Origin of the sequence: Nocardia neocaledoniensis, assembly GCF_029868625.1 — a bacterium.
In the GTDB taxonomy this organism is placed as follows: domain Bacteria; phylum Actinomycetota; class Actinomycetes; order Mycobacteriales; family Mycobacteriaceae; genus Nocardia; species Nocardia neocaledoniensis_A.
Map to the genome: position 1 here is coordinate 1 of NZ_JARWOJ010000099.1, position 13830 is coordinate 13830.

Annotated in this window: 15 protein-coding genes; 9 read left to right on the forward strand and 6 right to left on the reverse strand. The window is 69.9% G+C overall.

Annotated features, from left to right (window positions below; genetic code table 11):
- Window positions 1-97: 97 nt before the first annotated feature.
- Entirely contained in the window at window positions 98-1273 is a 1176-nt protein-coding gene (locus tag QH270_RS06775) for a lipase family protein (RefSeq protein ID WP_280339576.1), read from the reverse strand.
- A gap of 184 nt (window positions 1274-1457) precedes the next feature.
- On the opposite strand from QH270_RS06775, the gene QH270_RS06780 reads away from it, so the two are divergent.
- Together QH270_RS06780 and QH270_RS06785 are read left to right on the forward strand one after the other, a co-directional pair.
- Window positions 1458-2354: an ROK family protein gene (locus QH270_RS06780; RefSeq protein ID WP_280339578.1), complete on the forward strand. Its 897-nt coding sequence runs from the start codon at window positions 1458-1460 to the stop codon at window positions 2352-2354.
- Window positions 2355-2471: 117 nt separating this feature from the next.
- Window positions 2472-3209, forward strand: coding sequence for a phosphoglyceromutase (locus QH270_RS06785; protein WP_280339580.1), 738 nt, complete (start codon window positions 2472-2474; stop codon window positions 3207-3209).
- A gap of 60 nt (window positions 3210-3269) precedes the next feature.
- Here QH270_RS06785 and QH270_RS06790 read toward each other — a convergent pair whose 3' ends face one another.
- The gene (locus tag QH270_RS06790) at window positions 3270-3581 is read right to left on the reverse strand and encodes a hypothetical protein (protein ID WP_280339582.1); all 312 of its coding nucleotides are present in this window, start codon (window positions 3579-3581) and stop codon (window positions 3270-3272) included.
- A gap of 139 nt (window positions 3582-3720) precedes the next feature.
- On the opposite strand from QH270_RS06790, the gene QH270_RS06795 reads away from it, so the two are divergent.
- A complete protein-coding gene (locus QH270_RS06795) occupies window positions 3721-4068 on the forward strand; it encodes a DoxX family protein (RefSeq protein WP_280339583.1) in 348 nt (115 codons plus the stop codon).
- Between the two features lie 123 nt (window positions 4069-4191).
- Window positions 4192-4941, forward strand: coding sequence for a methyltransferase domain-containing protein (locus QH270_RS06800; protein WP_280339584.1), 750 nt, complete (start codon window positions 4192-4194; stop codon window positions 4939-4941).
- Here the strand turns inward: QH270_RS06800 and QH270_RS06805 are convergent.
- Window positions 4902-6338, reverse strand: a complete 1437-nt coding sequence (locus QH270_RS06805) for an MFS transporter (RefSeq protein WP_280339585.1) — start codon at window positions 6336-6338, stop codon at window positions 4902-4904. The two genes, QH270_RS06800 and QH270_RS06805, sit on opposite strands and share 40 nt — an antisense overlap.
- Window positions 6339-6456: 118 nt before the next feature.
- Between QH270_RS06805 and QH270_RS06810 the strand changes: the two genes are divergently transcribed.
- Window positions 6457-7335, forward strand: coding sequence for a LysR family transcriptional regulator (locus tag QH270_RS06810; protein ID WP_280339586.1), 879 nt, complete (start codon window positions 6457-6459; stop codon window positions 7333-7335).
- A gap of 10 nt (window positions 7336-7345) precedes the next feature.
- Here the strand turns inward: QH270_RS06810 and QH270_RS06815 are convergent, their stop codons facing one another.
- A complete protein-coding gene (locus QH270_RS06815) occupies window positions 7346-8206 on the reverse strand; it encodes an NADPH-dependent F420 reductase (RefSeq protein ID WP_280339587.1) in 861 nt (286 codons plus the stop codon).
- Window positions 8207-8307: 101 nt separating this feature from the next.
- Between QH270_RS06815 and QH270_RS06820 the strand changes: the two genes are divergently transcribed.
- The 3 genes from QH270_RS06820 (at window position 8308) to QH270_RS06830 (ending at window position 10746) form a co-directional block, all read left to right on the forward strand.
- The gene (locus tag QH270_RS06820) at window positions 8308-8694 is read left to right on the forward strand and encodes a winged helix-turn-helix transcriptional regulator (protein WP_280339589.1); all 387 of its coding nucleotides are present in this window, start codon (window positions 8308-8310) and stop codon (window positions 8692-8694) included.
- A 100-nt stretch (window positions 8695-8794) separates the two neighbouring features.
- Window positions 8795-10060, forward strand: coding sequence for a sensor histidine kinase (locus tag QH270_RS06825; protein WP_432420309.1), 1266 nt, complete (start codon window positions 8795-8797; stop codon window positions 10058-10060).
- Complete coding sequence (locus QH270_RS06830) at window positions 10057-10746, forward strand: response regulator transcription factor (protein ID WP_019049472.1); 690 nt, start codon at window positions 10057-10059, stop codon at window positions 10744-10746. Before QH270_RS06825 ends, QH270_RS06830 begins: the two co-directional genes overlap by 4 nt.
- 64 nt (window positions 10747-10810) lie before the next feature.
- Here the strand turns inward: QH270_RS06830 and QH270_RS06835 are convergent, their stop codons facing one another.
- The gene (locus tag QH270_RS06835; protein WP_280339593.1) at window positions 10811-11140 is read right to left on the reverse strand and encodes a hypothetical protein; all 330 of its coding nucleotides are present in this window, start codon (window positions 11138-11140) and stop codon (window positions 10811-10813) included.
- Between the two features lie 70 nt (window positions 11141-11210).
- Entirely contained in the window at window positions 11211-12089 is an 879-nt protein-coding gene (locus QH270_RS06840; RefSeq protein ID WP_280339594.1) for a hypothetical protein, read from the reverse strand.
- 65 nt (window positions 12090-12154) lie between these two features.
- On the opposite strand from QH270_RS06840, the gene QH270_RS06845 reads away from it, so the two are divergent.
- Entirely contained in the window at window positions 12155-13138 is a 984-nt protein-coding gene (locus QH270_RS06845; protein WP_280339595.1) for a Ppx/GppA phosphatase family protein, read from the forward strand.
- Window positions 13139-13830 lie beyond the last annotated feature (692 nt).

The window sequence follows — 13830 nt, forward strand, 5'->3', positions numbered from 1 at the left end:
CCCCCCCCCCCCCCCCCCCCCCCCCGCTGCTGCGCGGGCGGGGGGGGGGGGGCGCGGGCGCCCCCCCCCCCCCCCCCCCCCCCCCGGGCGGGTCAGGTCAGCAGTTCGAGGGGACCGGGTCGTCGCGGAAGCGGGATTCGACGTAGTTCCAGGCGTCGACGAAACCGGCGACCGCGGCGGTCATGTGCTCGGAGATCTCGATCGTCGACAGCTGCACCGGGGAGCCGGCCGAGCACCAGCGGCCGATGGTCTCGGCGACCGGGCCGTACGGGGTCAGGGTGTCGTACTTGCCCTGCCAGATGTAGGTCGGCGCGGTGGGGGCGCCCTGGTAGTGGACGATGCTGTTCTCCCGCAGCACGCCGCGCGCGACCTGGCTCGACATCAGTTCCTTGGAGGCGGCCATCTGCTCGGCGTTGCGGAAGATGCCGTGGAACAGCAGGAAGCGACGGCACGCGTCCTTGGTGAATTCGCGGAACCACAGGCCGTTCTCGTTGAGCTGATCCGACACCGGCACCTGCTCCGGGTACTCGCGCTCGATGCCCATCGCGGCCGCGAACGCCAGGCCGAAGCCGGGGTGCGGGGCGAAGCCGAGGGCGTCGGCCATCAGTTCGAGGTCGGCCGGGATACCGCCGGAGACCACGGCGGCCAGCTTCAGTTCGGGCGCGTAGGTGGGCTGCAGCGCACCGGCCCACGCGGTGGCCATGCCGCCACCGGAGTACCCGGCCAGCGCGACCGGTGAATCGCCGACGCCCAGTTCGGCGACCTTCCGCACGGCGCGCACGCTGTCCAGAGTGACCATGCCGCTCATCTTCGCCGCGCCGTAGGCGACGGTCGGGCCCAGGTAGTCGGGCACCGAGACGGCCCAGCCGCGTCCGATCGGCAGCATCGCGCCCGGCGCGTCCTGCAGCTCACCGTTGAACAGCGACTTCGACGGATTGCACTGGGTGCCGATGGAGTTGATCAGCGCCTGGTAGGACACCAGCGGCGGGTTCTTCACCCCGATCGGCATCAGCACGGTGGTGACGCCCATGATCGGGTTGCCCGCCGAGTTGGTGGAGCGGAACGCGACCTGCCAGCCCTCGGTCCCGGGGTAGAGGACGGTGTCGATGCGACGGCTCCGGACGACGTCACCGGGCGACAGCGCACCGATGTCGCTCGGCGCGTGGAAGAACGGGTCCGGATCCGGGGTCGGATACAGCGGGTTCGCGCCCGCCGGCGCGGCGAGGAAGCCCACCGACAGCAGGCTCAACACCAGAACAACGAATTTCGACACAGCTATCCTTCATCAGAGTTGTGCTGCCCAACTGACAATGACCCGACCCGGGGTGAAGTATCCAACGAAACTGGGCCACGCGTACCACTCAGTACTCAAAGTGTCGAGTGCCACACTTTGTGAGAACTCACATCGGGGGCCGCTGTGCTGGGCCGATGCCGTGACCAGGGGAGGAACAGCCGCGATGACGATCCTCGCGCTGGACATCGGAGCGACGAAATTCGCTGCGGGAGTGGTCGATCCGGACTACTCCCTGCGCGGGGTGCGGCGCGTGCGTGCGGCCGCCGATGACCCGTGGGCCGCGTGCCGGGAGCTGCTGCGCGCTGTGGCGGCCGACAGCGCGGTGACCGCCGTCGGCATCGGCTCGGCCGGCCCGGTCGACGTGCCCGCGGGCAGCATCGCGCCGCTGAACCTGCCGCCGTGGCGCGATGGGTTCGCGATCGTCGAGCGGGTCCGCGACCTGTTCCCGGAGGCCGTGGTCGACCTGGCGATCGACGGCGCCTGCCTGGTACTGGCCGAGCATCGAATCGGCGGGCTGCGCGGGGTGGACAACGGGTTGGCGCTGACCGTGTCGTCGGGGGTCGGCGGCGGCATCATCGCCGACGGGCGGGTCGTGATGGGGCGTACCGGCAACGGCGGCCACATCGGCCACCTCGTGGTGCCCGGCGACGAGACCCCCTGCGGCTGCGGCGGATTCGGCTGCGTGGAGGCGGTCGCCAGCGGGATGTCGTCGGTGCGCTGGGCGCGGGCGCGGGGCTGGACCGGCGAGACCGGCATCGAACTGGCCGAGGCGGCACGACAGGGCGAGGCGGTGGCCGTCGCCGCGCTGGCCAGGGCGGGAACCGCACTCGGCCAGGCGGTCTCGTCGGCGGCCGCGCTGCTCGATGTGAACAAGGTCGTGATCGGCGGCGGCTTCGCGCATGCGGGCGAACCACTGTGGGCGCCGCTGCGCGCGGCCGTCGCCCGGCACGCGCGGCTGTCCTTCCTCGACGGTCTCACCGTGGAGCTGTCGACACTGACCGACGGCGCGACTCTGGTCGGTGCGGGCGTGCTCGCGCTCGAAGCCGCGGAGTCCCGATAACGGACGAACCGGACGCCTTGCCCGGCGGCCGCGCGAGGACAACGGTCGGGGTCGTCGCAGCACGGGTTCGGCGAGGTGGCGTCCCCGTGCGCGTGGCCCTGATGCCAGAATGACCCCATGACCTACACCCTCGTGCTGCTGCGCCACGGCGAGAGCGAATGGAATGCCCTCAATCTGTTCACCGGCTGGGTGGACGTCCACCTGACCGACAAGGGCATCGCCGAGGGCAAGCGGGCCGGCGAGCTGCTCGCCGAGCACGACGTACTGCCCGACATCGTCTACACCTCGCTGCTGCGTCGCGCGATCAGCACCGCCAACAACGCGCTCGACGCCGCCGACCGGCACTGGATCCCGGTCGTGCGCGACTGGCGCCTCAACGAGCGCCACTACGGTGACCTGCAGGGCAAGAACAAGGAGCAGGTCCGCGAGCAGTACGGCCAGGACCAGTTCATGCTGTGGCGGCGCAGCTACGACACCCCGCCGCCGCCGATCGCCGACGACAACGAGTACAGCCAGGAAGGCGACCCGCGCTACGCGGGCATCGAGGTCCCCAAGACCGAGTGCCTGAAGGACGTCGTCGCCCGGATGATCCCGTACTGGGAGAACACCATCGCCCCGGAGCTGAAGACCGGCAAGACCGTCCTGGTCGCCGCGCACGGCAACTCCCTGCGCGCGCTGGTGAAGCACCTCGACGGCATCTCCGATGAGGACATCTCCGGCCTGAACATCCCCACCGGCATCCCGCTGCGCTACGAGCTCGACGAGAACCTGCGCCCGGTCAAGGCCGCCGAGTACCTGGACCCGGAGGCCGCCGCCGCCGGTGCCGCCGCCGTGGCGAACCAGGGCGGCAAGTAGTCGTTCGCCGAGGTCGGCCCCGCATCGTCACAGACGGTGCGGGGCCGAACCGTCTCGCGGTCAGGCCGCCATGTGCGCGACGAGCATGATGACGCCGTAGTAGACCGGCGCGACACCAGCGCCCGCCGTGAACAGGCTGCGCCTCGGGTCGCGGCGCCTCCCGTGTGTGCGCAGCGCATAGATCGAAGCGCCGACCAGCCAGATGGTCATCGCCAGAATCGGACCGTAGACCACGGCCCACGTCGCCAGCGGCCAGAGCGCGAACACGCCGGCGATCAACAGCGCGCAACCGGCCAGCAGTCCGCCGGCCAACCAACCGAGGCCCTGGAGCCATTGCACCGGGGTGCAGCGCGAATGCTCGACAGTGGTCATGAATCCCACCCTTTCGACCGGGTCCGAACTCAGTGTATGCCGCGGACGAGCCCGCGAACCTGTGATGTCACACTCCGCGACGCCACGTCGTCACCTCGGCAGAAGCCGCGAGAAGCGCGGCCGCCGAAGGAGACTCGCCATGCACACCGCCTACGTCATCGTCACCGTCGTCGCCGCGCTCTGGGTCGGCTTCTCCGCCGTCTCCCTGCTGCGCCGCGCCCCCTTCGTCGTCGACCCGCTGGTGGACTACGGCGTCCCGGAGAGCTGGTGGACCCCCCTCGGCCTCGCCAAAGCGGCAGGCGCCCTCGGCCTCCTCCTCGGCCTGTGGATCCCCGCCATCGGGGTAGCCGCCGCGATCGGCCTCATCCTGTACTTCACCGGCGCGGTCGTCACCGTCCTGCGCGCCCGCTCCTACAAAACGGTCGCCTTCCCGATCCTCTATCTCGCCCCTGTCGCCGTCGCCCTCGGCCTCGGATTCGCGGCCTGACCGTGCCCCTCCGAACCAGACGATCGCCGTCACCGCGATCCGGAAGACCTGCTGCTGGTCGCTGAAATGCCCGGCTCGCTCCGTCTCCCGCAGGGGGCCGCGGCCTCTGGCAGGGTGGATCGCATGGGGTTCGAGGAGTTGGTGGATGAGGCCGCGGCGGTGTCGGTGGCGGGGTGGGATTTCTCGTGGCTCGACGGGCGGGCGAGTGAGGCGCGGCCGTCGTGGGGGTATCAGCGGTTGCTCGGGGAGCGGTTGGCGGGTGTCAACGCTGCGCTGGATCTGCAGACCGGTGGGGGTGAGGTGCTCGGTGGAGTGCCGGTGTTTCCGCCGACCATGGTCGCCACCGAATCGTGGGCGCCGAATGTCGCGGCCGCGACGGCGCTGCTGCATCCGCGCGGTGCGGTCGTGGTCGCGACACCCGACGAACCGCCATTGCCGTTCGCCGACAACGCCTTCGACCTGGTCACCGCCCGGCATCCGGCCACCATCTGGTGGGACGAGATCGCCCGCGTGCTGCGGCCCGGCGGTACCTATTTCGCCCAGCACGTCGGCCCGGCGAGCGTGTTCGAGCTGGTCGAGTATTTCCTCGGGCCGCAGCCGGCGGCCCGGCGAGCCCGGCATCCCGACGACGAGGCCGCCGCCGCGCGGGCCGCGGGTCTGGAGATCGTCGACCTGCGGACCGAGCGGCTGCGGATGGAATTCGGCGACATCGGCGCTGTCGTCTACTTCCTGCGCAAGGTGATCTGGATGGTCCCCGGGTTCACCGTCGACGCCTACCGGGACCCGCTCCGCGACCTGCACCGGCGCATCGAGGCCGACGGCCCCTTCGTTGCCTACTCCTCGCGCACGCTCATCGACGCCGTCAAACCCTGACGGCGCAACCGGTGCGCGGATTCCGTTCCCGTGCACCGATTTTCGGGCGAGGTGCGCCAACCCGGACTCGGCATAACCGCGCTGACCAGTCCGAGCACGCAGATCGCGGCGGCGATCACGAACGGGAGCGCCGCCGTGCCGCCGCTGTGTCGGTGGGTCAACGCGACGCAGGCGACCGCCGCGGCGAGGGTGGCGCCGACCTGACGCGTGGCGTTGAGAACGCCGCCGACCGACCCCGCGGCCTCGACCCCGGCGTGGTCCACCGCGTAGCCGACCAACGCGGGCAGCGTCCAGGAGACCCCGAGGCCACAGGCCAGCAGGCCGAGACCGAGGACGATCGGCTGTTCCGCTCTCACGGTCGCGACGGCGACCATGAGCAGGCCGACCGGAAAGACGACGAAGCCCATCCGGATCGGCAACAGCGGACCACGGGCGGCGACGAGCCGACCGGTGGCCAGGGGATTCAGCGCGACCAGCAGTGTCATCGGCAACAGCATGAGGCCCGCACGCTCGGCGGTGGTGTCGAGTAGCAGCGGAACGGCGAAGATGACGGTCGTCAGGCCGTAGTTGACTGCTGCGCCCCACCCGAAGGCTTTCCGAACAGCACGCTGACGGCGCACGGAGGCCGGGACGATCGGCGCGGGCGACGTGCGGTCCGCTATGACCATGCCGCACCCACACGCCAGTGCGATGAGCCCGCACAGCGCGGCCGAAGGCCAGTTCCGCTGACCGCCCGCGGTGATCGCGAAAGTGGTCGTGGCCAGCGTCGCCGCCAGGCCGAGGTGCGGCAGCCAGGAGATCCGGCGGGCGTGCCGGCCGCTCACGATCGGAGTCCGGCACAGCAGGAGTACGAGGACTGCCATCGGGACATTGATGACGAACACCGCGCGCCAGTCGGAGCGGACGATGAGAATCCCGCCGAGTACCGGACCGGCGGCCATCGCCGCGCCGCTGATCGCCGCCCAGGCGCTGATGGCGCGCCCGCGCGCCCTCGGCTCGGCGTACAGGCCGGCGATCAGGCCCAGCGAACTGGGCACGATCGCCGCGGCGAAGAGGCCGAGCAGCGCCCGGAACACGAGCAAAGCCCCCAGGCCGGGCGATGCGGCGCACCCCAGGGACGCGGTCGCGAAGCCGATCACGCCGACGAGGAACACCGGGTAGGCGCCGAGCCGGTCGGCGAGGCTGCCGCCGAGCACCAGTGTCGCCGCCAGCGTCGTCGTGTAGATCGTGGTCGTCCAGCCCACGCCGACGACGCCGATGTGGAGTGCGGCCATCAGGCTCGGCTCGGCCACGGCGAGGGCCGTGATGTCGAGCAGCACCATGAAGTAGGCCAGTGAGATGCCGATCAGTTGTGCGGTCGGTCGCCGACCGGCCGGGACGGATTGTTCCGCGGACATGAATCTCCTTGGTGCGGACGAACGGGACGTCCACAGATTCCGTCGCGGGCCGCAGGGACTCGACCGGGCCCGTCGCACGGGTATTCGGGATTTCCGAACACCCGCATAGGGTGAGCGCGTGGACACCGATCAACTGCGGACCGCGATCGCGCTGTTGCGGCATCGGACCGTCAACAACACCGCGGCGGCCCAGGGCCTCGCACCGTCCTCGATCTCCGATCGGATACGTCGGCTGGAGACCGAGCTCGGCGCACCGCTGTTCACCCGCAGTCACGCCGGCATGCGCCCCACGGCCGCGGGCCGCGCCTATCTCATCGCCGCGGCCGCCGCGCTGGCGGCGCTCGATGACGCGGCCGAACAGCTCAGCGCGACATCGGATCTCACCGTCGGCGCGCAGGCATCGATCGTGGCCGAACTGCTTCCGCCCGTCCTGGACGACCTCCATCGCGCGCACCCCGACCTCCGCGTCCAGTTGCGCCCGGAGACCGATCGCGATCGTCTTCTCGCCTCGCTCGAACACGGCGAGACCGACGCTGTCGTCCTTCTCGACGCCGGAGAACACGTCGGCGATCTCGGGTTCGCGAGTCCCGCATCGGAGCTCGCGTACCTCGACCTGCGTGCGGTCGCCATGGTGGTCGTCGCCCCACCACGGCATCCGCTGCTCGGGCGTCGGGTGACCATGGCGCAGATCCAGCGCACGGGCGGTCTGATCGGCCGGGAACCGCGGTGTTCCTTCTGGATGGCCACCCGGCGATGGCTCGGACCCGATGTCGATCTCACCGCCGTCGGTGGTCTGGCGCAGGTGCGCGAATGGGTCGCCGCGGGTCGCGGCCTCGCGCTGCTGCCCGAGTTCGCGGTGCGGGGCGACCTCGAATCGGGCAGGCTGGCGGCCGTCGATGTCGAGGCGCCGCCCCTGCGCTTGCGGTTGCTCTGGCGCGAAGAACAGGACACTTCCGGCCGGCTTCGCCCGTTGCTCTATGCCCTCACCCAGGCCTGATCGGCGCCGTTCAGTCGGCGACGGCGAAAGCGGCCGACAGCGGCGGCAGCATCGCGCGGGCATCGGCCCCGGCGAACCACAGGCCGACGGCGAATACCGAGGTGGCCTCCAGGTACTTCGCGCGATGCAGTCCGCCCGCCGGGAACGGTTGTAGCGCAAGGTCTTCGGCGAGGGTGGCGACCGTGCGCACCGCGGCGGGATCGTCACCGCAGATCGGCACTGCCAGCCGGGCGCCGTCGAAGACGCGGTCGGTCCCGGCCCAGACCTCGGCGGCGAGCAGGTTGAAGGCCTTGACCACGTGGGCTTTCGGCACGCCCGCAGCGATGCGCTCGGCCACCGCGTCCTCGCTCAGCACGAAGGCGGTCGTGCCGTCGGGTGCTGATTCGTCGGGCAGGAACGCGTTGGTGCAGTCGATGACGACCTTGTCGGCCAACGCGTCCCCGTGCTCGCCGAGCAATTCGGCGAGCGCGCCCACCGGTACGGCCAGCAACACGATGTCGGCCCACTCCATCGCCGCACCGATACTCTCCGCACCCACCGCGCTCGGCGCTCCTGCCGTCGCGGATGTGGCGTCCGCCCACACTTCGCTCGCACCCGAGCGGCCGATCGTCGAGTGCGTTTCGCTCGCGCGGGATGAGCGGCCGGTGCCCGAGCGTGGTTCGCTCGCATCCGTCGAAAGGTCGGCTTCGGGCGGCAGCGCCGATTCGGCTCCGTCCGCGGTGTCACCCATACGTGAGGCGTTGATCCGGGTGGCGAGTGCCTGGGCGGCCTCCCGTGATCGCGCACCGATACACACATCATGTCCCGCCGCAGCCCATCCGCCGCCCAGTGCGCCCGCCATCGCGCCCGCGCCGATGATTCCGATTCGCATATCCACTCCTGAGTTCCGTGTGCCGACGAGCTCGGCATCACAGACGCTAGGAATCCCGATAGGCACTCGCGGGTGCCTCACGCCGGTGTCAGGCTGGTCGCATGACCGCCGCACCGGCCGAACGTTCCGAATATCCGCCCTACGGCGACTACGAGGCCGACTGCCCGGCCAGGATGGGCGTCGACCTGTTCGGAAACTCCTGGCTACCCGTGCTCGTGTACATGCTGCGGGATGGTCCGCTTCGTCACAGTGACCTTCTGACATCCATCGGCGGCATCAGCCAGAAGATGCTCACGCAGACGCTGCGCCGGATGGAACGGATGACGCTCGTACGCAGGCGCCGCTACGCCGAAGCGCCACCGCGCGTGGAATACGAACTCACCGAAGCGGGCCGCGATCTGCTCCAGCCGATTTATGCGCTCGGCGCATGGGTCGACCGGCACGGGGCCGCCGTGACCACCGCGATGTACGGCGACCCGCCGGATTGACACGCCCGGGACGGCCCCAGGTGCCTACCGGGTGAACGGCGCGAGAACACCACGCCAAGTGCCTGTGACCTGCGCGAAACTTCGCCGACCCGCCACCGCGATGTCCCCGGGCACTCGTACGATCAAAGGCGTGAGTGTTCCGCAGGCCGTGCTGTTGGCAGTCCTCGCGGCTGTCGTCGGTCTGGCAGTCGGAGGCCTGCTGATCCCGTTCGTCAACGCCAGACAGGCCGCCCGAACCCAGGAAGACACCGGGCTGACGATGTCCCAGGTGCTCGACCTGATCGTGCTCGCGTCCGAGAGCGGCATCGCCGTCGTCGACGAATACCGCGACGTGGTGCTGGTGAACCCACGCGCCGAGGAACTCGGCCTCGTCCGCAACCGGTTGCTCGACGAGCGCGCCTGGGCGGCGGTGGAGAAGGTGCTGGCGACCGGCGAATCCGCGGAATACGACCTCACCGCCAAGAACCCCCTGCCCGGCCGCGGCCGGATCGCCGTGCGCGGTGTCGCCCGCAAACTCTCCCGCGAGGAGACCAGTTTCGTCGTGCTGTTCGCCGACGACGACTCCGAGCAGGCGCGCATGGAGGCGACCAGGCGCGATTTCGTCGCCAATGTCAGCCACGAACTCAAGACCCCCGTCGGCGCGATGAGCCTGCTGGCCGAGGCCATGCTGGAATCCGCCGACGATCCCGAGGCCGTCCGGCACTTCGGCTCCCGCGTGCTGGCCGAATCCCGGCGCCTCGGCAAGATGGTGACCGAGCTGATCGCGCTCTCGCGCCTGCAGGGCGCCGAGAAGCTGCCGGATCTGGCCGTCGTCGACGTCGACACCGTGGTGCAGCAGGCCGTCGACCGGTCGCGCACCGCCGCCGAGGCCGCCGGGATCACCGTGAGCACCGACCGGCCCAGCGGGCTGGAAGTGCTCGGCGACGAGACCCTGCTGGTCACCGCGCTGTCGAACCTGGTCGAGAACGCCATCGCGTACTCGCCGCAGGGTTCGCACGTGTCGGTGAGCCGGTCACTGCGCGGCGATCACGTCGCGATGGCCGTCACCGACCGCGGCATCGGCATCGCCAAGGAAGACCAGGTGCGGGTGTTCGAGCGGTTCTTCCGCTCCGACAAGGCCCGCTCCCGCTCGACCGGCGGCACCGGGCTCGGCCTGGCCATCGTGAAACACGTGGCCGCCAATCACAACGGTGAGATCACCCTGTGGAGCAAACTGGGCACCGGCTCGACGTTCACGCTCCGCATCCCCGCCCATCTGGAAACCGATGGGGACGAGGACTCGGAGCCGACGGAGCTCACGACGAGGGAAACCATCGTCCAGCGTCCCCCTGCTGGACGAGCGAACGGTGTGGAGGCACGCAGATGACGAGTGTGTTGATCGTCGAAGATGAGGAGTCGCTGGCCGATCCGCTCGCGTTCCTGCTGCGCAAGGAGGGCTTCGACGTCACCGTCGTCGGTGACGGCCCGTCCGCGCTGGCCGAGTTCGATCGCTCCGGCGCCGACATCGTGTTGCTCGACCTGATGCTGCCCGGCATGAGCGGCACCGATGTCTGCAAGCAGCTGCGCACCCGCAGCGGCGTGCCGGTGATCATGGTCACCGCGCGCGACAGCGAGATCGACAAGGTCGTCGGCCTGGAACTGGGCGCCGACGACTACGTCACCAAGCCGTACTCGGCGCGCGAGCTGATCGCCCGCATCCGCGCCGTGCTGCGCCGTGGCGCGGGCGACGAGCTGGACTCCGGCAGCGAGAACGGCGTGCTGGAAGCCGGTCCGGTGCGGATGGACGTGGACCGGCACACGGTGCACGTCAACGGAGGGCAGGTCACCCTGCCGCTCAAGGAGTTCGACCTGCTCGAGTACCTGCTGCGCAACTCCGGCCGTGTGCTCACCCGTGGTCAGCTGATCGACCGCGTCTGGGGCGCCGACTACGTCGGCGATACGAAGACCCTGGACGTGCACGTCAAGCGGCTGCGCTCCAAGATCGAGGCCGACCCGGCCAAGCCCGAACACCTGGTCACGGTGCGCGGCCTCGGCTACAAGCTCGAGGCGTAGCGAACGAACAGGAACCCGGCACCGCCGCGAAGGTGGTGCCGGGTTCGCTCGTTCGGGGGGACTCTCAGATCGCGCTCCACGCGGTGCCGAGCGGGGTCTCGATCTTCTTCAGCGAGACCCAGCCGAAGGCGTCTTCCTGCATGCAGTCGTAGATCGGCACGTCGGTGCCGGTGCCGCGGCAGGCGATGGTCGAGGAGGTGCCCATCGTGCTGACGATGATGTACTTGCCGTTCTTGGCCGCATCGATCGCCGCGGGGTCGGTGTAGTTCACGAATTCGGCCGTGAAGTCCGCGAACCTGGTCGGGTCACCGTTCGGTTCGGCGCTGGCCAGGCCGGTCATGGAGAGGGTGGCGCCGATCACGAGGGTCGCCAGGGAGATCGCTTTCTTGGACATGGTCAGCGATCCAACCTGATCCGGATGACATTTGCACGACCTACGTATGAACGACGAGGTCGCGAGGATTTCACGCCGACTGATCCGAAATGCGATCCTCGGCGCCGATGCGTTCCGCTTCCACCGTCGCCGGATGCACCGCGATCAGGCCGAGACCCTCGCGGCGCCTGCACAGCCGGGCCAGCTCCTCGTAGGCGGGCGCGCCGAGCAGTTCGCGCAGTTCGGGGCCGTAGGACTGCCAGACCGGCCTGGCGCCGACGTGCGCGTCGGGGGAGCCGGTGCAGTACCAATCCAGATCGAGCCCGCCCGGTCCCCAGCCGCGGCGGTCGTACTCGGTCACCACGGTGCGCAGGATCTGTTCACCGTCGGGCCGCTCCACCCAGTCCTGGGTGCGGCGGATCGGCAGCTGCCAGCACACGTCCGGTTTCACCTCGAGCGGTTCGATGCCCTTGCGCACGGCCATGATGTGCAGCGCGCAGCCGGGTCCGGCGGCGAAACCGGGGCGGTTCAGGAAGATGCAGGCGCCGTCGAAGCGGCGGGTGCGCAGCGCGGGTTCGTCCTCGAGCTCGTCGAGTTCGAGGTAACCCTTCTTGACCACCTTGCCCTTCTCGGTGGCCTCGCCCATCAGCTGCCAGTCCTCGGGTGTGAGCATCTTCACAGCGCCTGCCAGGCGCTTGCGGTCGTCCTTGTCGGCCAGGAAGGCGCCGTGCGAGCAGCAGCCGTCGTCGGGGCGCTCGGCGATGATCCCCTGACAGGCGGGCGTGCCGAACACGCAGGACCACCGCGAGAGCAGCCAGGTCATGTCGGCGACGATCTGGTGCTCGTCGTTTGCTGGGTCGGTGAACTCGATCCATTCGCGCGGGAAGTCGAGCTCGACCTCGGGGCTCGGATCGATCTTTCGCCCAGGTCGGAGCCCGGTCTCCGGGGCGCCGTGCGCGGCTTCGGTCACAAATATTGACGCTAACAGTTCAGTCGCCTGGCCTGTAGTACCGGATCACCAAGTAACGTATTCGTGTGCGGCTTGGTGTTCTCGATGTCGGAAGCAATACCGTTCACCTGCTCGTGGTGGACGCGCATCGTGGTGGTCACCCGATGCCGATGAGTTCGACGAAGTCGGCGTTACGGCTCTCCGAGAACATGGATGAGCAGGGCCGGATCACCGAGGAGGGCGAGGCGCGGCTGATCGCGACCATCGCCGAATTCGCCGATCTGGCACGTAATTCCCGCTGCGTCGAATTGATGCCGTTCGCGACCTCGGCGCTGCGCGAGGCGACCAACTCCGACGAGGTGCTGGCGCGGGTGCGCACGATCACCGGCGTCGATCTGCAGGTGCTCTCCGGTGACGACGAGGCCAGGCTGACATTCCTCGCGGTGCGCCGCTGGTTCGGCTGGAGCGCGGGGCGGATCATCAACCTCGACATCGGCGGCGGATCGCTGGAACTGTCCAACGGTGGCGACGAGGAACCCGATGTCGCGCTGTCGCTGCAGCTCGGCGCGGGCAGGCTGACCAGGGAGTGGCTGCGCGACGATCCGCCGGGCAAGCGCAAGATCGCGGTGCTGCGGGACTGGCTCGACGCCGAACTGGTCGCGCCCACCAAGACCATCATCGAAGCGGGCAAACCCGACCTGGCCGTCGGCACCTCGAAGACCTTCCGCTCGCTGGCCAGGCTCACCGGGGCGGCACCCTCGGCCGCGGGCTTACGGGTGCGCCGTACACTGACCAGCTCCGGTCTGCGCCAGCTGATCGCGTTCATCTCCCGGATGACCGCGGCCGACCGCGCTGAGCTGGAAGGCGTGAGTTCGGACCGGTCCCAGCAGTTGGTGGCCGGCGCACTGGTCGCGGAGGCGAGTATGCGGGCGTTGTCGCTCGACAGCATCGAGATCTGCCCATGGGCGCTGCGCGAAGGCCTGATCCTGCGCAAGCTGGACGCCGAACCCAACGGGAGCTCGACCGCCGTGCCACCGGTCGAGCCGGTGGTGAGAGCGGAGTCGGCATGAGCGGTCAGCGCCCGGAGGCGGCAGCTCGCGTAACCACGGAGGGCGCCCGAGCATGCCGAGTGGAGACAGCATGAGCAGTGAGGATTCCAAGCAGCTATCGGTCGCCGAACTGCTCGCGCGCAACGCAGCGCAGGGCGCCGCGCCGCCCTCGGGTGGCGGCGGCCGCCGTAGACGCAGCGGGCGAGGTCTCTCGGTCACGGATCTGACCGGGGAGAACGCCGCCGTCCGGCCCGCGAGCTCGCACGCGGCCCCCGCGCCGGAACCACCGGCGCCGCGCCCCACCAACGCGCCGGAACCGGCGCCGACCAGCTACGCACCACCCGCGAGTTATGAGCAGGCGCCCTATCCGCCGCCCGGCCCCGCCGAGCCCGCGTACTCGCCGATGTCAGGGCCCATCACCCGCTTCGATCCGCACTCGGGATTCTCCGCCCCCGATCCGAATGATCCGCTCGGCGTGGCGGGTTCGCGTCCGTCGTCCGATCCGTTAGGCCCCGTGCGGGCCCCGGCCCCCGGCCCCGCCCCCCCCCCCCACCGCCCCCCCCCCGGCCGGCGCGGGGTCGGTGCGGGTGAGCACCAACCTCTACAACACTCTCGACGAGATCGATCGGTTCGTCGCCTGCGTGGCCCGCCTCGCCGGGTCCTGAACACTCCCCTGTCCGCCGACCCGAGGAGCACCGATGGGCATCGATCCC